This window comes from Lacunisphaera limnophila (assembly GCF_001746835.1).
Classification (GTDB): domain Bacteria; phylum Verrucomicrobiota; class Verrucomicrobiia; order Opitutales; family Opitutaceae; genus Lacunisphaera; species Lacunisphaera limnophila.
This window is the reverse complement of sequence record NZ_CP016094.1, coordinates 1,152,418-1,171,001: the sequence shown is the minus strand read 5'-3', so window position 1 is coordinate 1,171,001 and position 18,584 is coordinate 1,152,418. Positions and strand designations below refer to the sequence as shown.

22 protein-coding genes are annotated in these 18,584 nt (G+C 66.6%); 7 read left to right on the top strand and 15 right to left on the bottom strand.

The features are described 5' to 3' along the window. Positions 1 to 6: 6 nt before the first annotated feature. The gene (locus Verru16B_RS04875; protein ID WP_237023468.1) at positions 7 to 402 is read right to left on the bottom strand and encodes a (deoxy)nucleoside triphosphate pyrophosphohydrolase; all 396 of its coding nucleotides are present in this window, start codon (positions 400 to 402) and stop codon (positions 7 to 9) included. Positions 403 to 491: 89 nt separating this feature from the next. On the opposite strand from Verru16B_RS04875, the gene Verru16B_RS04870 reads away from it, so the two are divergent. Both Verru16B_RS04870 and Verru16B_RS04865 read left to right on the top strand, forming a co-directional pair. Next, the gene (locus tag Verru16B_RS04870) at positions 492 to 755 is read left to right on the top strand and encodes a hypothetical protein (RefSeq protein WP_069961236.1); all 264 of its coding nucleotides are present in this window, start codon (positions 492 to 494) and stop codon (positions 753 to 755) included. Between the two features lie 162 nt (positions 756 to 917). Then, complete coding sequence (locus Verru16B_RS04865; protein WP_069961235.1) at positions 918 to 1,622, top strand: hypothetical protein; 705 nt, start codon at positions 918 to 920, stop codon at positions 1,620 to 1,622. A gap of 133 nt (positions 1,623 to 1,755) precedes the next feature. On the opposite strand, the gene Verru16B_RS04860 is transcribed toward Verru16B_RS04865, so the two are convergent. Then, on the bottom strand, positions 1,756 to 2,739 hold the full coding sequence (locus Verru16B_RS04860) for a malate dehydrogenase (protein ID WP_069961234.1): 984 nt from the start codon (positions 2,737 to 2,739) through the stop codon (positions 1,756 to 1,758). 105 nt (positions 2,740 to 2,844) lie between these two features. Further along, positions 2,845 to 3,900, bottom strand: coding sequence for a 3-deoxy-7-phosphoheptulonate synthase (locus tag Verru16B_RS04855; protein ID WP_069961233.1), 1,056 nt, complete (start codon positions 3,898 to 3,900; stop codon positions 2,845 to 2,847). 324 nt (positions 3,901 to 4,224) lie between these two features. On the opposite strand from Verru16B_RS04855, the gene ygfZ reads away from it, so the two are divergent. Next, positions 4,225 to 5,052 (top strand): CAF17-like 4Fe-4S cluster assembly/insertion protein YgfZ, encoded by an 828-nt coding sequence (gene ygfZ / locus Verru16B_RS04850; protein WP_169829275.1) that lies wholly within the window; start codon positions 4,225 to 4,227, stop codon positions 5,050 to 5,052. Next, entirely contained in the window at positions 5,045 to 5,254 is a 210-nt protein-coding gene (locus tag Verru16B_RS04845) for a hypothetical protein (RefSeq protein WP_069961231.1), read from the top strand. Before ygfZ ends, Verru16B_RS04845 begins: the two co-directional genes overlap by 8 nt. On the opposite strand, the gene Verru16B_RS04840 is transcribed toward Verru16B_RS04845, so the two are convergent. From Verru16B_RS04840 to Verru16B_RS04825, 4 genes are all read right to left on the bottom strand, one after another. Continuing rightward, a complete protein-coding gene (locus Verru16B_RS04840) occupies positions 5,246 to 6,157 on the bottom strand; it encodes a prepilin peptidase (RefSeq protein ID WP_069961230.1) in 912 nt (303 codons plus the stop codon). The two genes, Verru16B_RS04845 and Verru16B_RS04840, sit on opposite strands and share 9 nt — an antisense overlap. Continuing rightward, a complete protein-coding gene (aroE, locus tag Verru16B_RS04835) occupies positions 6,154 to 7,062 on the bottom strand; it encodes a shikimate dehydrogenase (RefSeq protein ID WP_069961229.1) in 909 nt (302 codons plus the stop codon). Before aroE ends, Verru16B_RS04840 begins: the two co-directional genes overlap by 4 nt. A 131-nt stretch (positions 7,063 to 7,193) precedes the next feature. Further along, positions 7,194 to 8,063, bottom strand: coding sequence for a transglutaminase-like domain-containing protein (locus Verru16B_RS04830; RefSeq protein WP_069961228.1), 870 nt, complete (start codon positions 8,061 to 8,063; stop codon positions 7,194 to 7,196). A 93-nt stretch (positions 8,064 to 8,156) separates the two neighbouring features. Next, positions 8,157 to 8,849 carry a YggS family pyridoxal phosphate-dependent enzyme gene (locus tag Verru16B_RS04825; RefSeq protein ID WP_069961227.1) on the bottom strand — a complete coding sequence of 231 codons (693 nt, stop codon included), beginning with the start codon at positions 8,847 to 8,849 and terminating at the stop codon, positions 8,157 to 8,159. A 71-nt stretch (positions 8,850 to 8,920) separates the two neighbouring features. On the opposite strand from Verru16B_RS04825, the gene Verru16B_RS04820 reads away from it, so the two are divergent. From Verru16B_RS04820 to Verru16B_RS04810, 3 genes are all read left to right on the top strand, one after another. After that, entirely contained in the window at positions 8,921 to 9,829 is a 909-nt protein-coding gene (locus tag Verru16B_RS04820; RefSeq protein ID WP_069961226.1) for a LysR family transcriptional regulator, read from the top strand. A gap of 69 nt (positions 9,830 to 9,898) precedes the next feature. Beyond that, complete coding sequence (locus tag Verru16B_RS04815; RefSeq protein WP_069961225.1) at positions 9,899 to 10,393, top strand: TlpA family protein disulfide reductase; 495 nt, start codon at positions 9,899 to 9,901, stop codon at positions 10,391 to 10,393. A gap of 60 nt (positions 10,394 to 10,453) precedes the next feature. Then, entirely contained in the window at positions 10,454 to 11,341 is an 888-nt protein-coding gene (locus Verru16B_RS04810; RefSeq protein WP_069961224.1) for a DMT family transporter, read from the top strand. A gap of 23 nt (positions 11,342 to 11,364) precedes the next feature. Here Verru16B_RS04810 and Verru16B_RS04805 read toward each other — a convergent pair whose 3' ends face one another. The 8 genes from Verru16B_RS04805 to Verru16B_RS04770 form a co-directional block, all read right to left on the bottom strand. After that, positions 11,365 to 12,114, bottom strand: coding sequence for a tetratricopeptide repeat protein (locus tag Verru16B_RS04805; RefSeq protein ID WP_083270108.1), 750 nt, complete (start codon positions 12,112 to 12,114; stop codon positions 11,365 to 11,367). Beyond that, positions 12,111 to 13,130: an SAM-dependent methyltransferase gene (locus Verru16B_RS04800; RefSeq protein WP_069961222.1), complete on the bottom strand. Its 1,020-nt coding sequence runs from the start codon at positions 13,128 to 13,130 to the stop codon at positions 12,111 to 12,113. Before Verru16B_RS04800 ends, Verru16B_RS04805 begins: the two co-directional genes overlap by 4 nt. Positions 13,131 to 13,186: 56 nt before the next feature. Then, a complete protein-coding gene (locus tag Verru16B_RS04795; protein WP_069961221.1) occupies positions 13,187 to 13,990 on the bottom strand; it encodes a DUF1295 domain-containing protein in 804 nt (267 codons plus the stop codon). Between the two features lie 9 nt (positions 13,991 to 13,999). Continuing rightward, positions 14,000 to 14,494: a DUF2062 domain-containing protein gene (locus Verru16B_RS04790; protein WP_069961220.1), complete on the bottom strand. Its 495-nt coding sequence runs from the start codon at positions 14,492 to 14,494 to the stop codon at positions 14,000 to 14,002. Further along, positions 14,491 to 14,889: a DUF1475 family protein gene (locus tag Verru16B_RS18245; protein WP_069961219.1), complete on the bottom strand. Its 399-nt coding sequence runs from the start codon at positions 14,887 to 14,889 to the stop codon at positions 14,491 to 14,493. The genes Verru16B_RS04790 and Verru16B_RS18245 overlap by 4 nt, the downstream gene beginning before the upstream one ends. Next, positions 14,886 to 16,184 carry an SAM-dependent methyltransferase gene (locus tag Verru16B_RS04780; protein ID WP_069961218.1) on the bottom strand — a complete coding sequence of 433 codons (1,299 nt, stop codon included), beginning with the start codon at positions 16,182 to 16,184 and terminating at the stop codon, positions 14,886 to 14,888. The genes Verru16B_RS18245 and Verru16B_RS04780 overlap by 4 nt, the downstream gene beginning before the upstream one ends. Further along, entirely contained in the window at positions 16,181 to 17,095 is a 915-nt protein-coding gene (locus tag Verru16B_RS04775; protein WP_083270107.1) for a DUF1365 domain-containing protein, read from the bottom strand. The genes Verru16B_RS04780 and Verru16B_RS04775 overlap by 4 nt, the downstream gene beginning before the upstream one ends. Positions 17,096 to 17,179: 84 nt before the next feature. Then, entirely contained in the window at positions 17,180 to 18,466 is a 1,287-nt protein-coding gene (locus Verru16B_RS04770) for an NAD(P)/FAD-dependent oxidoreductase (protein WP_069961216.1), read from the bottom strand. Between the last annotated feature and the right edge of the window lie 118 nt (positions 18,467 to 18,584).

Genomic DNA, 18,584 nt, shown 5'->3' with positions numbered 1-18,584 from the left:
CAGGAATTACGTCAGTGCGGCCACCACGGGCCAATCGGCGGCGGCGAGGTCATAGGCCCGCAGTTCCACGGGTGGCAGCCAGGCGATCGCGACATGTTCGTGGGGGTGGGGCGGGTGCGAACCGGGCGCCAGGGTGCAGACAAACGGGATCATCTGAATGACCACCGTCTTGTAGTCGTGGATGAAGGGCGTGAGGGCCCGGGAGATGACGACCGTGCAGCCGAGTTCCTCGCGGATTTCGCGGATGATGGCGGCGGCGGGGTCCTCGCCGGGTTCAACCTTGCCGCCGGGGAACTCCCATTTGAGAGGCAGGAGCTTGGTGAGCGGCCGTTGCGCGATGAGCACGCGGCCCGCCTGCTCGATGACGGCACAGACGACGGGGACGGGTTGGGCGGTGGCCACGGGCTGAGCACACACGGAAGAATCCGGGCGACAAGGCATTATCAGCCGGGTGCAACTTTTCGCGGGCGGGGAGTGTTATTCCATCACTTATGAAAACTTTCCTCAAAGTCCTGCTGATCGCGGCGCTGCTTATCGTGGCGATCAAGCTCAGCCCGGTGATTTTCATCGGGGCTATTGTCGGCCTGATCGCGGCGGCGGTGCTGGGTTCCATCGGGCTCTCGCTCGTGGCCCTGCTGGTGGCGGTGCTGCTGGCGCTGACCGTCGCCTTGTCGCCCATCTGGATTCCGGTCCTGTGCGTGATCGGGTTGGTTAAACTTTTCCGCAGCAAGGAGCCGAACGTCGTCACGGCCTGAGCGGTGGAAGAAGAAACGGCGGCCTTCGGGCCGCCGTTTTTTGTTTTTGGGGTGGAGGAAAGGCCGGGCGGAGACCGGCCCTGAACGAGATGGAGGAGATGCGGCTGGGCGGACGGCATATTTTCTGGCGGCGCTCCCGGTCGCCTGCCTCACTCGCGGGGCATGGGCAAAACGCCGGATCGTGAAAAGAAGTTCGTCTCCCAGGTCAGCCTGCTGGGGCACGGCACGGGTGCGGTCAGGAATCTGGCGGGATTCCGGAAGCCGCATCACACGGTGCCGGATGCGGTCAACGCGGTGACGACGGCTTTCCTGGGCAAGCTATGCGCCACGGAACTGGCGAGCGAGGGCGAGGATTTCTACCAGCGGGCGAAGGAAGCGCTCGGCTACAAGCGGGCGGACCTGGCGCTGGACATCACGAGCCCGACGGCGGTGCTGACGGCGAAGGATTTCACGCTGGAAATCGCCTACGCCTTGGAGCGCGAGGATCCGTCGGGTTATCGGGTGTCGCGGACGCTGCACAGCCTGCGCAGCGGCGAGCTGGTGGAGCTGGAGGAATTCGACCGGTTGTTTGCCGGGACCTTTTCGACGATCGTGTTCGCGCTGGCGAAGGGCGTGAAGGTCGAGGCGGTGATAGACGCGGTGGAGGCCCGGCCGGCGGGGGATGCGATGACGGTGAGTTATCCGTCGGATTGCCGGCAGTGCACGCTGGCGGTCGAGGGCGTGGCGGCGGAGGTCGTGTGCGACGGGGCGACGCTGGAGATGCGATTTCCGCGGGCGGGTTCGCCACGCGAGATGGTGACGGCGTTTCTGGCGGTGCGGGCGGCGTTTGCGCTGACGAAGGACCGGGTGCTGGCGGGGCTGTTGTAATTTTTGTTGGGACGGACCTTGCGTCTGCCCGCGAAGGGCGTGGTCAAGCCACGCCCCTACAAAAAAAGGCGGCCCGAAGTGGGCCGCCTTGAGAGAGATGAATCCTTCGACAGGCTCAGGATGACGCTACGCGTCACTTGATCATGTCGGCCACGAAGGCGCGCTCGTCGACGAGCTCCTTGTTGGTCGTGGCGATCTTGGCCTTGGCGAAATCATCCATGGCGTAGCCGGTGATGACCTCGTAGCTGCCGGGGGTGGTGGTCTTCACGGGCATGCCGGCCCAGACGTTGGCGTCGAAGCCGTAGAGGCCGTTGGACTTCACGGCGATCGAGTGGATGGCGCCGGGGGTCACCAGGGAGCGGACATGGTCGACGAGGGCATTGGCGGCCGAGGCGGCCGAGGACAGGCCGCGGGCGGCGATGATGGCGGCGCCGCGTTTGCCGACGGTCTCGCAGAACGGTCCCTGGAGCCAGGCCTGGTCGTTGATGACCGAGGCGGCGGGCTGGCCGTTGATCGTCGCGTGGGCGAAGGCCGGGAACATGGTGGGGCTGTGGTTGCCGTAGATGAAGATGTCCTTCACGGCGGTGAGGTCGACGCCGGCCTTCTGGGCGAGCTGGGTCTGGGCGCGGTTCTGGTCGAGGCGCACCATGGCGGTGAAGCGGTCGGCCGGGAGGCGCTTGGCCTGGGAGGCGGCGATCATGCAGTTCGTGTTGGCGGGGTTGCCGACGACGGCAACGCGGGCATCGGCCGCGGCGACGGCGTCGATGATCTTGCCCTGCTCAATGAAGATCTTGCCGTTATCCTTGAGGAGGTCGGCGCGCTCCATGCCGGGGCCGCGGGGTTTGGCGCCGATGAGCAGGCACCAGTTGGCGTCCTTGAAGCCGACGCTGGCGTCGGAGGTCTGGACGATGCCCTTGAGCAGCGGGAAGGCGCAGTCGTCGAGCTCCATGGCGACGCCCTTGAGGGCGAGGAGCGCCTTCTCGATCGGGGCCTCGATGAGCTGGAGGATGACCGGTTGGTCAGGGCCGAACATCGCGCCGGAGGCGATGCGGAAGAGGAGAGCGTAACCGATCTGGCCGGCGGCGCCGGTGACTGCGACACGAATGGGTGCTTTCATAGGGTTGAGGGGAAAGAGTTAACCAGAAAACCGGGTGCGGTGAAACGCACGAATTGCGGAAGGCTGGGCGGTTTTGGAGGGAACGTGGCGACCGCGGTACCCGGCTCAGCGAAAGAGCGGAGCGAGGGTGGCGTGGATCTCGCGGACCATGACCTCCGTGGCGGTCCAGTCAATGCAGCCGTCGGTGATGCTCACGCCATAGCGGAGTTTTTCCTTGGGCTGCGGGAAAGGCTGGCTGCCGGCGCCGAGGTTGCTCTCGACCATGGCGCCCATGATGGAGTGGTTGCCGGCGGTGATCTGGGCGAGGAGGGCACGCATCACGTCGGGCTGGAGCTCGGGCTTCTTGGCGGAGTTGTCGTGCGAGCAGTCGACGAGGATGGATTTCGGCAGCCCGGCCTTGGCGAGGATCTCCTCGGTGCGGACGATGTGTTCAGGAGAATAGTTGGGGCCACCGGCGCCGCCGCGGAGGACGATGTGACAGTTGGGATTGCCGCGGGTGACAATGGCGGATGAGGCGCCGTCGAGGTTGATGCCGAGGAAAGTCTGCGGCTGGCCGGCGGCCTTGATGGCGTTGATGGCGGTCTGGATCGAGCCGTCGGTGCCATTCTTGAAACCGAGGGGCATGGACAGGCCGGAGGCCATTTGGCGGTGCGTCTGTGACTCGGTGGTTCGGGCGCCGATGGCGCCCCAGCAGACGAGGTCGGCCACATATTGCGGTGTGATCGGGTCGAGAAACTCGGTGGCGGTGGGGAGGCCGAGATCGAGCACGTCGCGCAGGAACATCCGCCCGAGGCGCAGGCCGGCGGCGATGTCGTGGGAGCCGTCGAGGTGCGGGTCCATGACGAGGCCCTTCCAGCCGACGGTCGTGCGGGGTTTCTCGAAGTAGACCCGCATGACGATCATGATCCGGTCGGAGACCTCGCGGGAGAGGGCGGCGAGGCGGCGGGCATAGTCGCGACCGGCCTCGGGGTCGTGGATCGAGCACGGGCCGATGATAAGCAGGAAGCGCTTGTCGTCGGTGAAGATGAGCCGGTGGATCTCGCTGCGGGCCTTGGCGATGAACTCGGCCTGGGATTCGGTCTTGGGGATCTCGCTCAGGAGGGCGGCCGGCGAAGGCAGGGCCCGGGTTTCGACGACATTGATGTCCGATGTTTTCTGCACAGGGGGCCAACCCTGCAAAGGGTCCCGGGCGGGGCAAGCCTCGGCTTGGTTCGTGACGCACTCTGGAACTTGGGCAAAGAAAAGGCCGGTCGTGTACCCCTACACGACCGGCCATTGCTTTCTTAGTTACCCCAAAACTCCCGCTAGGCGGGAGAAGTGTTTAAATTGGATATGGAGACTGATACTTTGTTCCTGCCTTCCGTCAAATGGTTCGCAGGACTTTTCAGAGAACACACTTGATAAAGCTGGTCCCGTGCCAACTATAGGCCCAGAAATGCAGTGAACTATCTACTGACAGACAACGACTTAAAGTTTACATCAGCTGTGCTCCGCGTCCGAGGGCCTGATGCTAATAGCTATTTGCAGGGACAGTTCACGCAGGACCTGAAACAGGCGAAAATGGGTCCGTGCTACGGGCTTTGGCTGGATCAAAAAGGCAAAGTATTGGCCGACAGTCATATCCAACAGATAGCCGAGAATGAATACCTAGTGATTTCCCTTACTGCACCAGCGGCGGTGCTCCAAGCGCGCCTCGAAGCATACTTGATCGCGGATGAAGTGGAGCTGCACGACGAGACGGGCGAGTGGGTCAGCGTGCTGTTGTGGGGCGACAATAAACCCGTGTTCCCTTTGCCGGTGGGTGCGGTGGGGTTTCCGAGTCGTCGCGCCGGGGTGGGCGCCGGGGAAATCCTCGTGCCGGCCGCGCAGGCGGAAGCGCTGCTCGCGCAGGTCAGACACTTTGCCGTCGTGGGTGACCGCGCGGCCGCGGAACTGGCGCGGTTGCGCGCGGGGATGCCAAGTGTACCCGCCGATCTCGGTCCGCGCGATCTGCCGGCCGAGGGCGCCCTCGACGAGGTCGCGATTTCCTACACGAAGGGCTGTTACCTGGGACAGGAAGTAATGGCGCGTTTGAAGAATCTCGGCCAGGTGCGCCGCGCGCTGCATGTGGTGGGTGGCGTGGGTGCGCCGCCGGCGCCGGGCACAGTTTTGTACCAGGGCGAACGCAAGGCCGGCGAGGTGCGGTCTGGCGCGGCGGACGGGGGCAATTTTCTTGCGATGGCGATGCTCTCGCTCGTGCAGCTTGATCCGGCCGCGCCGCTGGGCCTCGCGCCCGGGGGCGAGGGTAGTCTCACGATTCTCCGCCGTGTCTGAGCTCGAGAAAATCACGACCCTGTGTGTCCGGCTCGGCGCCCCGCCGGAGCAGGCCGCGACCATGGCGAGTCAGCTGTTGAAGCGCGCGGACCAGCGGGCCGCGGAGCGGGGGATCAGCCGCGAGGCCGCGCTGGCCCAGTTGCTCCAGATCCTGGTGGACGGCCGCCAGGGCAAGGTGCCGCCGGCGCCGGGGTCACAGTAGCAGCGCCAGTTCCGCGAAGTAGGCGTCGACCATCCGGTGGGCCCAGAAGAAGTAGATCAGCGCGGCCAGGCCGAGCATGGGGCCGAAGGGGACGTGGACGCCGAAGCCGAGTTCGGCGGGCTGGCCTTCCGGGGTTTCGGCAGGCAGGGCGACCGGGGAGGCCCGACCGGTGAGCTTCTGCCAGCCGTAGGCCCCGATAAACCAGATGCAGCCCAGGATGGCGCCGCCGAACAGGCCAAAGACCGCACCCTGCCAGCCGACAAAGGCGCCGAGGGCGCCGAGGTATTTCACGTCGCCGAAGCCCATGGCTTCCTTCTTGAGGAGGACCTCGGCGAAGAGGGCGACCCAGAGAATGAGGGCGGAGCCGATGAAGACGCCGAGGACGGCATCGACCCCGGAGCGCAGGCCGGCGACCAGCCAGATTTCGTGCGTGTGGCCGTGGAGGGAGGGCAGGAGGAGGGAGAGGAGCACACCCACCGCGGCCCCGCCGAGCGTGAACACGTCGGGGATGATCATGTGATCGTGATCGATGAAGTGGGCGCAGATCACGATGCAGCAGAGTACGGCCCCGGCGAACGCCTGGCCGGGTGGGAAGAGTCGCCAGCAGGCGACGAAGAGCGCCGCGGTCAGCAGCTCGATGGCGGGGTAACGGAAACTGAAAGGCCGGCCACAGCAGCGCGCCCGGCCGCGCAGCAGAAACCAGCTGAGGACCGGAATATTGTCGTACCAGGCGATCATCGTGCCACAGCCACAGTGCGAGCGGGGTGTCACCACCGACCGGCCCTGCGGGATGCGGTAGATGCAGACATTGAGAAAGCTGCCGATGCACGCGCCGGTCAGCCCGACCCAGAGCGGGAAGAACCAGGGGGCGATGAGGTTGATTTCCTGCAGGTGGTCGATCATGCGAGGGCGGCGGTGGCGGCCGCGTGCATCACGGACACCGGCGCGGTGACGCCGGTCCAGATTTCGAGGGAGCGCGCGCCCTGATGCACGAGCATGGAGAGGCCGTTCGCGTGGGACAGGCCGCGCGCCGCGGCGTCGCGCAGCAGGGCGGTTTGCGGCGGGTTATAGACCATGTCGTAGACCCTGAGGCCGGCGGGGAGGCGGGGCAATGCGATTGGCGCGGGCTCGCCGGGCTTGAGGCCGGCGGAGGTGGCGTTGATCACCACGGCGCCGGCGGGGAGCGCGGCGGGGGGATGCACCGGATCGAAACCATACACCGGGATCGTGCCGGCGAGCGGGCGCAGGGCCGCCAGGAGGGCATCGAGATTGGCGCGGGTGCGATTGGCGATCCAGAGCGAGGCGCATTTTTTCCGCAGGCATTCGACCGCGGCGCCGCGGGCCGCGCCGCCGGCGCCAAGGAGCACGACGTCTGCGCCGGCGAGGTCCACGCCGAGATCGGCGTGGAGGGCGGCGGCCAGGCCGTGGCCGTCGGTGTTGTAGCCGCGCCAGCCGGTGGCGGTACGGAGCAGGGTGTTGACGGCACCGATGGCGGTGGCGGACGGATCGATCTCCGCGACCAGATCAAAGGCGAGGATCTTGTGCGGCACGGTGAGGTTGAGGCCGTGGAAGCCGGCGGCATGGAACCGGGGGAGGGCGGCGGCCAGTTCGGCGGGGGGCACCTCGAAGCGGAAATATTTCCAGGCGGCGTAGGCAGGGTCGCGGGCGGCGAGGGCGGCGAGGGCGGCGTTGTGCATGGCCGGGCTCACCGAGTGCCGGATCGGGTGGCCGAGCACGGCGAGGGAGGGACCGGCATGCGTCCAGGCGGACAGATGGTCGAGGGTGTGGGTGGACTCGGCGGCGCTCATGCGGCCTCGGGAGGGAAATCCGTTTCGCCACGGAGAACGAGCCTGATCTTTAGCCGGCGGGGTGTCTGCACCCGGTGAGGCGTGGCGTGACTGGCGTTCCGCGGGGTGGGGGCACCCCGCCGCCAGGCGCTCTACGGCTGGGCGTGGCGCTCGTAGGTGGACTCGAACTCGGCGACGAACTCGGCGAAGAGGCGGGCGCGGTCGGGGTCCTGGGCCGCGGAGTAATGATGCACGAGATTGCGGCAGCAGCGGCAGAGCACCTCGCGGATGGGTGTGGGAGCCAGGTCGGCGAGGGTGGGGTGGTCGGTCTGCTGGCGCACGAGGGCGACGGCCTCGCTGGCGGCGAGGAAGCGGCCGCCGTTGAAGGCATCGATGTAGAACGGCAGGTCCTCGGCGTAGCAACCGACCAGGAAATGGCCGGGCAGGCCGACGGGCTCGAGCGTGAGGCCGAGGCGCTCGGCCACCAGGAGATAAACGATGGACAGGGAGATCGGCAGGCCTTGGCGCCGGATCAGGACCTGGTCGAGGAAGCTGTTGAGCGGGTCGGCGTAGTGCTCGGTGTTGCCGCGGAGGGCGTACTCGTGGAAGAGGACGCGGTTGATCACGCGGCACTTGTCGCGGACGGTGGCGGGCTCGGCGATGAGTTCGCGGCAGCGGGCGGCCAGGGTGTCGAGGCGGGTGCAGTTCGCCCCAATGTCGAGGTCGGGGTTGATCGTGCGGCTGAGGAGGAGGGCGCCGGTCTCGAGCTCGTAGTTGAGCGAGCGGATGAAACCGCGGAACTCGGCGACCGGATCGGCGAAGTTGAGCTCCCGCAGGAAATTTTGGGCATGCAGGGCCAGGGCGGGGTCGGGCTGGCTGGCGACGTGGCGGAGAAAATCGACGCTGGCGCGGCCGTGCCGGGCGAAATGCACGAGCAGGGACTGGCGCACCACCGGCGACGGGTCATCGAGCAGGCCGGTGAGGGCCGCCCGTTGCTCGGCCGTGAAGGGTGACGCATCCACGTATGTGAGCGAAATCGGATCACCCGGCGGGGCAACGGGGAAAGTGGGGGCCGGGATGAATATTTTTCTAGCGTCGGTCGGGGCCGTCCCCCGTTACCGCGGCCCGTAGAGGGCGGTGCCGATGCGCACGAGCGTGCTGCCCTCCAGGACCGCGGCCTCGAGGTCGCCGGTCATGCCCATGGAGAGTTCCCGCAGGGTGGCCCCGGTGTGGGTGACGAGTTGGTCGCGGATCGTGCGTAAATTCGCAAAGGTCCGCCGGGCTACGGTCGGGTCGTCGGAGAGCGGGGCGATGGTCATCAGACCGTCCACTTGCAGGTGGGGGAGGGCGAGGGCGGATTCCAGCAGGCGGGGGGCGTCGGCGGGGTCGACGCCGAATTTGGCGGGATCGTTGCCGGCGTTGATCTGGAGGAGCACAGGCAGTTTTTTGCCGAGTTCGCCGGCGGCGCGGTCGAGGACGAGGAGGAGTTTCTCGCTGTCCACGCTCTGGATGCGGGCGAAGTGGGTGACGGCGAGCCGGGCCTTGTTGGACTGGAGGTGGCCGATGAGCTCCCAGCGGAGAGTGGCGGGGGCGAGGGGGCGTTTTTCGGCCGCTTCCTGCACGCGGTTCTCGCCCACGGCGGCAAAACCGTAGCGGGCAGCGTAGTCGGCCGCGGCGGCGGGGTGGGTCTTGGTCACGGGTAAGAGCGTGACCTCCGCGGGGTTGCGACCGGCCGTGGCGCAGGCGGAGGCTATTCGCGCGCGCAATGCATCAGCCCGTTGGGAAAAGATATCGTATTCGATAAACATCTATGAGCAGAGCTTTTAGGATGGATTGGCGATAAGTAAGGTTTATGCTGCGTCGGAATAATACACGCGGCATGCAAATCGAGAACTTCAAAATCTTCGCCGACCTGGTCGAAACCAAAAGCTTTTCCAAGGCGGCCAAACTCAATGGCATCACGCAATCCGCCGTCAGCCAGCAGGCGCGGGCCATGGAACGCAACTTCAAGACGCTGATGATTGATCGCAGTCAGAAGCAGTTCAACCTGACGCGCGAGGGGCAGCGGATCTACGAGTCGGCGAAGGAAATCCTGCACGTGTATGAGAAGCTCGAGAGCGAGCTGCAGGAGATGAAGAAGGTCATCAGCGGCACGATCCGGATCTCGACCATCTACTCGATCGGCCTGCACGAGCTGCCGCCCTACGTGAAAAACTTCCTGCACGCTTTTCCCTCGGTGAACGTGCGCATCGAGTACCGCCGTTCCAACCTGGTGTACGAGGACATCCTGCACAACGCGGTGGACTTCGGCCTGGTCGCCTTCCCGCAGAAGCACCGCCAGATCGAGATGCTGCCGTTCCGCAACGACCGGCTCGTGCTCATCACGCACCCCAACCACGCGCTCGCCAAGGGCACGGAGGTCGACCTCAAGACGCTCGCCGGCCAGAAATTCATCGGCTTCGACCCCGACATCCCGACCCGCAAGGCGGTGGACACGATTTTCCGGGACAACAAGCTGGAGATCACCCCGGTGATGGAATTCGACAACATTGAGACGGTGAAGCGCGCGGTGGAGATCGACCACGGCATCGCCATCGTCCCGCAGGCCACGGTGCAGCAGGAGCTGCGGCAGGGCACGCTCGCGATCGTGCCGTTCAAGGGCAAGGAGTTCACCCGCCCGCTCGCGATCCTCCACCGCAAGGGCCGCGTGCTCACGCCCGCGATGCGGAAGTTCGTCGAGATGCTCGCCACCGAGGGCGCGGCCGCCGAGGCCGCCACCAAGGCCTGAGCGCCCGCGGGCGACCAGGTCACGCCAGGCGGGAACAAACGTCCGCTTCGTGCCTCCTATTTTGATCCCATGAAAACACTCCTCCGCTCCCTCTGCGTGATCCTTTGCCTCGGGCTGCTGCCCGCCGCCGCCCTGGCCCAGGGCACCCTGACCGGCCAGGCCGCCCCGGCGCTCGTGTTCAAGGATCTCGCCGGCGCCGAGGTCAGCCTCGCGGCCCTCAAGGGCAAGGTGGTCGTCGTGGACTTCTGGGCCACGTGGTGCGGCCCCTGCATCCAGGAGATCCCGGGCTACATCGCGTTGCAGAAGAAATACGGCAAGGACGGCCTCGTGATCGTCGGGGTGTCGCTCGACCAGAAGGGCCCGGCCCACGTGAAGAAATTCGTCGAGGCGCGCGGCATGGATTACACCATCGTCATGGGTGACAACGAAGCCGTGGACGCGTTCGGGGGTTTCAATTCCATTCCCACCACGTTCCTGATCGGTCGTGACGGCCGGATCATCCACCAGAAGAGCGGCGCCTGGGCGCACGACAAGTACGAGGAGCTGGTGCAGAAGGCGCTCTGACCGCCGAGGCGGCCGGATTAGATTTGAGCCGCGTGGCCAGGTGCGGCTCCCTGCTGGGCGATGTCCTTCTCCTGGCACCTGCTGATCCCGCTGGCGTGCGCCTTCACCTACGTGCTGGCGGCACTCGCCTTCAAGCGGGCGGCCGAGCTCGGTGTGGGGGTCTGGCGCACGACTTTCGTGGCGAACTGGACGGCGGGCCTGGCTTTCCTGCCTTTTTGGCTGGCGGCCGGGCGTCCGGTGGTCGCGCTGGAGCTCTATTGGCAGCCGGCGCTGGCGGCCGCGTTTTTCCTGCTCGGTCAGGCGAGCATCTTTCTGGCCCTCAAGCATGGGGATGTGACGGTCACGACGCCAGTCATGGGGACCAAGGTGCTCATGGTGGCGCTCTTCACGGTCCTGTTCAACGCCGGGGACATGCCCTGGCGCTGGTGGGTCGGGGCCGGGCTGAGCACGGCCGCCGTGCTGTTGCTGCATCTGGGCAAGGGGACGGTCGTCCCGCGGATGATCGGACGGACGGTGCTGCTCGCCTGGCTGAGCGCGTCGTTTTACGGCCTGGGCGACGTGTTCATCCAGAAGTGGGCGCCCGCGTGGGGGGCAGCCGCGTTTGCCCCGGCGATGTTTGGCTGGGTAGGTGTCTACTCGCTGGCTCTGATTCCCTTTTTCAGCGCGCCCTTGCGCGCGATGAACGGTTCGTCGTGGCGGTGGGTCGGGGTGGGTTCAGTCCTGATGGCCTTGAACAACGCCGGCATCGTGCTGGCCATCGGCATTTGGGGCGGCGCCACCGCCGTGAACATTGTTTATAGCGCGCGCGGACTGGTCAGCGTGCTCGTCGTCTGGGCCATCGGTCACTGGTTTCACAGCCAGGAGCAGCACCTGGACCCGCGGGTGTTGCGCCTCCGGCTGGTCGGGGGTGGCCTGATGCTGGCGGCCATCGTGCTCGTGTTGGTGTGAGCCGGCGCCGGCGGACCGGGAGTCTAGCCCCGGGCCAGGGCCTCGCGCGCGCGGCGCTTCGCGACCCCGTCGTGCTTGCTGCGGTCAGGCAGGGCGAGGCCGCGTTCCCAGGCGGCCCGAGACTCGGCCGTCCGATCGGCGGCGGCGTAGGCAAAGCCCAGGTAGATCCAATGGTTGAGTTCGGTGGGCTCGAGGGCGGTGGCCCGACGGAGATGGATGATGCCCTCGTCCACCGAGGCGGTCGGGATGCCGCCGTAGAACAGCCGGGCGAAGAACCGGGCGGTCGGACCGAGCGAGGCGATCTCGTAGTGCCAGCGGCCGAGCACGTGATGGGCCCAGGCGTAGTCCGGGTCGAGGCGGAGGGCGCGCTCGGCATCCTCCTTGATCAGGCGCGACATTTCCACCCGCGTGCGCACGTCGCTGCTGGCGGCGAGGTGGCCGTGACAGATCGCGAGCGAGAGGGCGTAGACGGCGTTGGTCGGCTCCAAGGCAAAGGCGCGCTGCGCATAGCCGAGGGCGCGGCGGGCGTAGTCGATTTTTGCCTCGTCCGTCGTCTGGTCTGGCACCTGGTCCGAGTACTGCTTGGCGATCTTGTAGAGGAGGAAGGCGTCGTCCGGCTGCCCGGCGGCGGCCTGCTGGAACAGAGTCAGGGCGCGCGCTGAATCCAGCCGCGCCTCGGCGGCCAAGGCCTCATCAAGCGGAGTGCCGGCGGAGGCGGCGCCCAGGGTCACGCCGAGGGCCAACAGTAGGAGCAGGGTGGTGAGCCGGTTCACGGTTTGCGGAACAGGTAGTGGCTGACGAGCCATTCGTCGCCCGAGCGGAACCACCAGAGCTCGGCGCAGGCGAGGTAGAAGACGCGCCAGTAGGCCCACCACTGGCGGGCGTGCGCGGCGCCGTAGGTCTCGGCGAAGAGCGGCATGATCTCGGCGCGGTGGGCGTCCATGTTCTGCAGCCAGTGCTCGGCGGTCTGGGCGTAGTGCTGGCCGTTGACCTTCCAGTCGGAGACGAGCTTGAGGTCGTCCTGAAAGCAGGGAAAGAGCCCGTGGGCCGGCATCATGCCGCCGGTGAAAAAGTAGCGGCTCATCCAGTCCGACTCGTCGCGCACCTCGAAGTGGTAGGCGAAGCGGGCGTGGGTGAAGACGTGGGCGAAGAACAACCCCTCGGCGCGGAGCGCGTGGGCGACGGTCGCCATCAGGCGCGGCCAGTTCTTCATGTGCTCGAACATCTCGACCGAAACCACGCGGTCGTAGGCGGCGGCGGCCGGGGCGAAGTCGTTCATGTCACAGGTCAGGATCTGGACGTTGGCCAGGCCGCGGCGCCGGGCCTCGCCGAGGATGTGCTCGCGCTGCGTGCGGGAGTGCGAGACGCCGGTGATGCGGGCGCGGGGATAACGCTCCGCCATCCAGAGGGTGAGCGAACCCCAGCCGCAGCCGAGTTCGAGGATGTCGAGGCCGTCGGCGAGCCGCGCGCGCTCGCAGGTCAAGGCGAGCATGCGTTCCTCGGCGATGGCGAGGGTCTCGTCGCCCCGCTCGTAGTAGCAGGAGGAGTACTTCAGGCGCGGGCCCAGGCAAAGTTGGTAGAATCGCGTCGGGACCTCGTAATGCTGTTCCTTGGACTCGGCCGTATTGATCGCGATCGGCAGGGAGCGTAGCGATTCAGCAAATTGGGCCACCTGCAGGTCGGGCGACGGGTGGTCGATTTCCTGCAGGCGCTGGCGCAACAGCCGGCGGATGCCGACGCGGATGAGCCAGTCGGGCAGGAGGTTTTTTTTGAGCAGCAGATCGATCATGGGAAATTTGACTGCGAGGGTGGGGCCGCGCCGCGAGGGACGGGGCTGGCGCGCAACTACACGTCCTTCGCGGTGGATGATTTGGGAAACCAGGGGATGAAGGCGCTCGTCGTCTGCTGGTAGCGGCGGTAGGCGTCGCCCTTGGAGCGGACGGCCTGCTCCTCGGTGAGCGGGATACCGGTCACGCGCAGCAGGAGGTAGAGGATGCTGGCCGGGCCGATCACGGCCAGCCAGCCCCAGGGGGAAGCGAGGGCAAAGATGAAGAACGCGACCCAGATCAGCCACTCGAAGAAATAGTTCGGGTGGCGGCTGAAGCGCCAGAGACCGACGGCGCACACCTGGCCCTTGTTGGCCGCGTTGCGCTTGAATCCCGCGAGCTGGGCGTCGGCCATGGCTTCACCGTAGAGCGCGGCGAACCACAGGCAGACGCCGATGATTTCCAGCAGGTGGAAGCGCGGGGCGGGATTGAACACCGGCAGGAGAAACGCCGCGCCGAGCAGCACGACGGACGCGGCTTGGAGCTGGAAAAATCCAAACATCTTCGGCCCGAAGTTGCCGGCCCAATCCTTGCGCAACTGCAGGTAGCGGCCGTCCTCGACGGGATGGTGGGCTGCCACGCGTTTCAGCAGGTGGGTGCCCAACCGCAGGCTCCAGAGCAAGGCCATGGCGGCCAGGGTGAAGCGGCGCAGGTACCAGCCGGGGCCGAACCAGGCGTAGAAGACCGCCAAGACCGCGAACGCATACGACCAGGCCACGTCCACAAACCCGTAGTTGTCCAGGCGGCGGCAAACCAACCAGAGCAACGCGAAGAGCGCGCAGAGTCCGGCCAAGGCAAGGAAAAGGAGGGGGAGCGGGGCCATCGGGGAAAGTTACGCTTGGGCCCGGGTGCTGGACGCCAGCCGGCGCAGAGGGGGCCGGAGGGCGTAGTAGAGTACCGCCACGAGCAGCGGGGCCGTCAAGGCCCAGGCGCTGAAGGCATGGACGCCGGTCCAGCCGAAACGCTGGAGGAACGAGACGAAGGTTTCCTCCCGGAAGACCCGGAGCATTTCGGTGAGGGTGAAGCGCTCGTCCTGGGCGTGCCAGAGCCATTCGCCGAGGCGGACGTAGACGACGATCATGACCAGGTGCAGGGGACCGAGGAGCTGGTTTAACACCTGCATGATGGGTTGGTTCATGCGCAGCCGGAGTCCGACCGCGAGGTTGAGGGCGGCGGTGAAGCCGAGAAAGGGAAACAAGGAGCAGGCGGTGCCGACGGCGAGGGTGGCGGCGACCTTGTCGGGGGTGATGCCCTGGGTGAACAGCGCCAGCAGGGGATCCCGCACTCGGCGTTGCCAGAAAGAGCGGGCGGGAGCGGCGGTGGTCACGCCAGCAGGTAGACGCCCACGGCGGCGGCGGTCAACAGGCCGGGCAGCAGGAGGGTGCCGGGATTGCGGCGGGTGAAGATGTCCGTGAGCCGGCCATCGGCCGGGCCGGGGCAAAGTTCGCGGAGCATGTAGGCGGCCATCGCCAAGTTGCCGAGCAGGATGACGGCGACGAACCACAGGACGCGGGCGGCGAGGGACTGTTCCTTCCAGGCGATCCACACGTAGAACGTGATGAAGGCCCAGTAGGCATCAAAGAGGGTGGCGATCACCCAGGGGTCGCGGAACGTGGCGCTGCGGGCAAAGTCCCCGAGGGGCTGGTGCAGGCTGGCCCAGCTCGTGACCCAGAGCATCGAGCCGATGACGACGACGAAGAGGAGGCGCAGGAACCAGATCATGCGCGGGAGGACAGCGCGAGGTTGTTGGCGCGCGAGTGCAGGGTGTGGACGACGGAGATGTGGCGCAGGGCGAAGGCGGCCTCGCAGTAGCACAGGTAGTAGTGCCACTTGCGGATGAACCGCTCGTCAAAGCCGAGGGCGCGGACCTGGTCGAGCTTGGCGGCGAAGCTGGCCCGCCAGGCCCGGAGGGTTTGCGCGTAGTCGCTGCCAAAATCGTCGAAGGCGTGCAGGACGAAGCCGCCCTTTTCGCTGAGCAGCGAGTTCAGCCGGTTGACCGACAACAGCAGCGAGCCGGGGAAGATGTGCTTTTGGATGAAGTCCACGCCCGAGCGCAGCGCCGCGTAACGGTGGTCGGGCACGGTGATGAACTGGAGGGCGAGCAGGCCGTCGGGCTTGAGCAGGCGGTGGCAGGCGGCGGCGTAGTCCGGGAGATATTGGTGTCCGACGGCCTCAAGCATCTCAATCGAGACGATCTTGTCGAAGGCGCCGGTGATGTCGCGGTAGTCCTGCATCCGCACCTCGATGCGGTCGGCGAGACCTGCGGCGGCGATGCGTTTCACCGCAAGGTCGTGTTGCTGGCGGGAGATGGTGACGGTGGTGACCCGGCAGCCGTACCGGGACGCGGCGTGGATGCTCCAGCCGCCCCAGCCGGTGCCGATCTCGAGGACGTGGTCGGTGGGCTGGAGGCGCAAGTGGCGGCAGAGGGCGTCATTCTTGGCGTCCTGGGCCTCGCGCAGGGTGGCGTCGGCGCGTTCCCAGCGGGCGGCCGAGTACATCATGGATTCGTCGAGCCACAGGGCGAAGAAGTCGTTGGAGAGGTCGTAGTGCTCGGCGATGTTGCGGCGCGCGGTGGCGCGGTCGTTGGGCCGGAGCAGGTGGCCGAGGCGGTCCGCGAAGCGCAGGAAATTCAGGACGAGCGAGCGGGCGTGATGGGAGCCGGACAGGGTAGGAGCCTGGCGGTGGTTCAGCACGAACCACGCGACCACGGCGGTGAGGTCGGGGGTTTCCCAGTCTCCGTCGATAAACGATTCGGCAAAACCGATGTCGCCGTGGAGCAGGCACTTTTTGAAGAAAGCCGGTCGGCGCACGCGGAGGGAGGCGTGGTTGGTGACGTGGGGGGCCAGGTCGGCGGTGGCCAGGGCGGGGTCGCCGAAGATGCGGACGGAGCCGTCGGGGAGGTCCAGCTGCAGGCGGCCGAGCGGCAGGGCGGCGAAAGAGGCGAGAACGGCGCGCTCGGCGAAGCTGACGGGGCGGGCGGAAAGGGAGGCGGAAGCGGTGGAGGCGGTGGAACTCATGCTTTGGGCGAAGGGGCGAGGGACGGGGAGGAAAGGATGGCGCCGGACGGGACCGGCACCGCCAGCGAGGCATGCGGTCGATAAAGATCGCGCTGGTCGGCGGCACGGGCGGCCTTGGCGAACCAAGGCAGTTTTTTCAGCCAGAGGCGGAAAGCATGCCAGTGGATAAGGCTGATCACGCGCAGGGTGATGAGCGGGTATTTGAGCGTGAACCAGGCGAGGCGTCCGTCGGTGAGCGGCTGACGCGGGCCCGCGAGCGTGCTGGTCAGCGTGCGCTGGGCGCCGACGTAGTCGTCGATCTGGACGGCGAGACGCTCGCCGGGGGCGCGGAGCGTGAAGTCGAAGGCGACATCGACGTCACTGAACGGGGAGACGTAGAAATGCTTGGGGACGCGCAAGGTGAAGGCGCCGTCACGGCGGGTATCCGGACCGAGGACGTAGGGCTTCATTTCCTTGAACGTGTTGGTGACCTCGGCGAGGGCGGCGACGGGGCTGCCGGCGCGGTCGTAGCAGAAATAGAACGAGACGGGGTTGAAGAGGTAGCCCATCACGCGAGGCAGGGTGACGAGCAGCACGCGGCCACCCGTCAGATCGACCCCTTGGGTGGCGAGGTGGGCGATCACCCGTTGCTTCAGGGTGCGGGCCACGCTGGCGGCGGGGGTGGGCGGGTTGATCGCGGCCGCGGGTTGTTCGCCACCGGGGTTATGCAGTTTTTCACCGGTAGGGAGGAAATCGGTGTCGCGGAAGGAATAGAGGTTGCGGTGGTTCCAGGAGAACAGGCGCAGCTTGCGGTGGAGGGTGTCGAGCTCGTCGAGGTCGAAGGCGAAGAGGAAAATGCGATACACGAACCGGTGCGCCTTGGGCGCAAAACGGGCGTGCATGACATGGCACTCGTAGAGACAGGAATTCACCGAGGAAGGATTACGGGCGGTTCCGGCAAACAGATGCAGGAGATTCTGACTACGATACACTTAACCGGCTCGGGGACAAGCGTCTCACCCGGTCCAGGGATCCCGCGCCAACAGGAGCCCGGACAGGTTCACGGCCGAGAGGAAACCGTCCTCGTGGAAGCCATAGCGGGTCCAGGCGCCGCAAAAATAGGTCTCCGTGGTGCCGCGGGCGGCCGCGTTGAGGGCGGGGATCTCGGTTTGGGCCCGGACCGCCCCGAGGGTGAAGAGCGGATGCTCGTAGGAGATGGTCTTGAGGATGCGATCGGGCGCGATGCGATCGGGCCGGTTGATGGAGACGAAGTAGTTTTCCCGTTCGGAGACTCCCTGCAGGCGGTTCATCCAGTAGATGGTCATGGGCTCGAGGCGGCCGGTGGCGTCGCGGGCGAGCGAATAGTTCCAAGCTGACCAGGCGAGCTTGGTCCGGGGCATGACCGAGGCATCGGTGTGCAGCGTGGCGGTGTTGGCCTGGTACTGAAATTCGCGGAGGAGGCGGGCCTCGTCGGGGGTGGGGTCGGCGAGCAGGGCGAGGGATTCGTGGCCGTGGGCGGCGAGAATGACCTTGTCGAAGCGCTGGGTGATGCCGTCGGCGGTGGTGACGAAGGTGCCGACCGGGCCGCGGGTGACGCGGGTGACGCGGGCCGTGCGGCGGATGCGGTCGGCCCAGGGCGCGGTGAGTCGCTTGACGTATTCCTGCGCGCCGCCGTCGACCGTCCACCACTGGTGCTGGGTGTTGAGCCCAAGGAAGCCGTGGTTGTGGAAAAAACGCAGCAGCGCCCGGGCGGGGAAGAGGAGCATCTTGTCGGGCGGAGTGGACCAGACCGCGCTGCTCATCGGCACGAGGTAGAGATCGAGGAAGTCCGCGCCGTAGCCGCGGGCACGCACGTAGTCGGCGAGGGTTTGCGTATCGAGGGCCGGGTCGTCCAGGGCGGCGATCGCATCGCGGTTGAAGCGGTCGATCTGGAAGAGCATCCGGTAGAAGGACGGGCGGAGGAGGTTGCGGCGCTGGGCGAAGAGGTGGTTGAGGGAGGAGCCGCAGAATTCGAGACCGGTGTCCTCGTGGCGCACACTGAACGACATGTCGGTCTTCTTCACCGGGACGTTCAGCGCGGCGAAGAGGCGGGTCAGCTGCGGGTAAGTCGCGTAGTTGAACACCATGAAGCCGGTGTCAATGGGCAGCGGACGGCCGGTGCCGGCCTCGGGCACGGTCACGGTGTTGGTGTGGCCGCCGACGTAACCGTTCTGCTCAAAGAGGGTGACGTCGAAGTGGCGGTGCAGGAAATGGGCGCAGCCCAGGCCGGAGATACCGGTGCCGATGATGGCGAGTTTGGTCATCGCAGGGCGGGGCGGGTTTTGATGGCAGGAGGTGTAATTCCGGACGGGCGCACGTGGCAAGCTACGCCCGGCACGGGGCGGCGGATTCAAAGAAAAGCCCCGCGGCGGGAGGCGCGCG

Coding starts and splice junctions, on each gene's coding strand:
- Verru16B_RS04870 (WP_069961236.1), top strand. CDS start 492: ATGAAAACTTTCCTCAAAGTCCTGCTGATCGCGGCGCTGCTTATCGTG.
- Verru16B_RS04865 (WP_069961235.1), top strand. CDS start 918: ATGGGCAAAACGCCGGATCGTGAAAAGAAGTTCGTCTCCCAGGTCAGC.
- Verru16B_RS04860 (WP_069961234.1), bottom strand. CDS start 2,739: ATGAAAGCACCCATTCGTGTCGCAGTCACCGGCGCCGCCGGCCAGATC.
- Verru16B_RS04840 (WP_069961230.1), bottom strand. CDS start 6,157: ATGATCGACCACCTGCAGGAAATCAACCTCATCGCCCCCTGGTTCTTC.
- aroE (WP_069961229.1), bottom strand. CDS start 7,062: ATGAGCGCCGCCGAGTCCACCCACACCCTCGACCATCTGTCCGCCTGG.
- Verru16B_RS04825 (WP_069961227.1), bottom strand. CDS start 8,849: ATGTTTATCGAATACGATATCTTTTCCCAACGGGCTGATGCATTGCGC.
- Verru16B_RS04820 (WP_069961226.1), top strand. CDS start 8,921: ATGCAAATCGAGAACTTCAAAATCTTCGCCGACCTGGTCGAAACCAAA.
- Verru16B_RS04815 (WP_069961225.1), top strand. CDS start 9,899: ATGAAAACACTCCTCCGCTCCCTCTGCGTGATCCTTTGCCTCGGGCTG.
- Verru16B_RS04810 (WP_069961224.1), top strand. CDS start 10,454: ATGTCCTTCTCCTGGCACCTGCTGATCCCGCTGGCGTGCGCCTTCACC.
- Verru16B_RS04800 (WP_069961222.1), bottom strand. CDS start 13,130: ATGATCGATCTGCTGCTCAAAAAAAACCTCCTGCCCGACTGGCTCATC.
- Verru16B_RS04795 (WP_069961221.1), bottom strand. CDS start 13,990: ATGGCCCCGCTCCCCCTCCTTTTCCTTGCCTTGGCCGGACTCTGCGCG.
- Verru16B_RS18245 (WP_069961219.1), bottom strand. CDS start 14,889: ATGATCTGGTTCCTGCGCCTCCTCTTCGTCGTCGTCATCGGCTCGATG.
- Verru16B_RS04780 (WP_069961218.1), bottom strand. CDS start 16,184: ATGAGTTCCACCGCCTCCACCGCTTCCGCCTCCCTTTCCGCCCGCCCC.
- Verru16B_RS04770 (WP_069961216.1), bottom strand. CDS start 18,466: ATGACCAAACTCGCCATCATCGGCACCGGTATCTCCGGCCTGGGCTGC.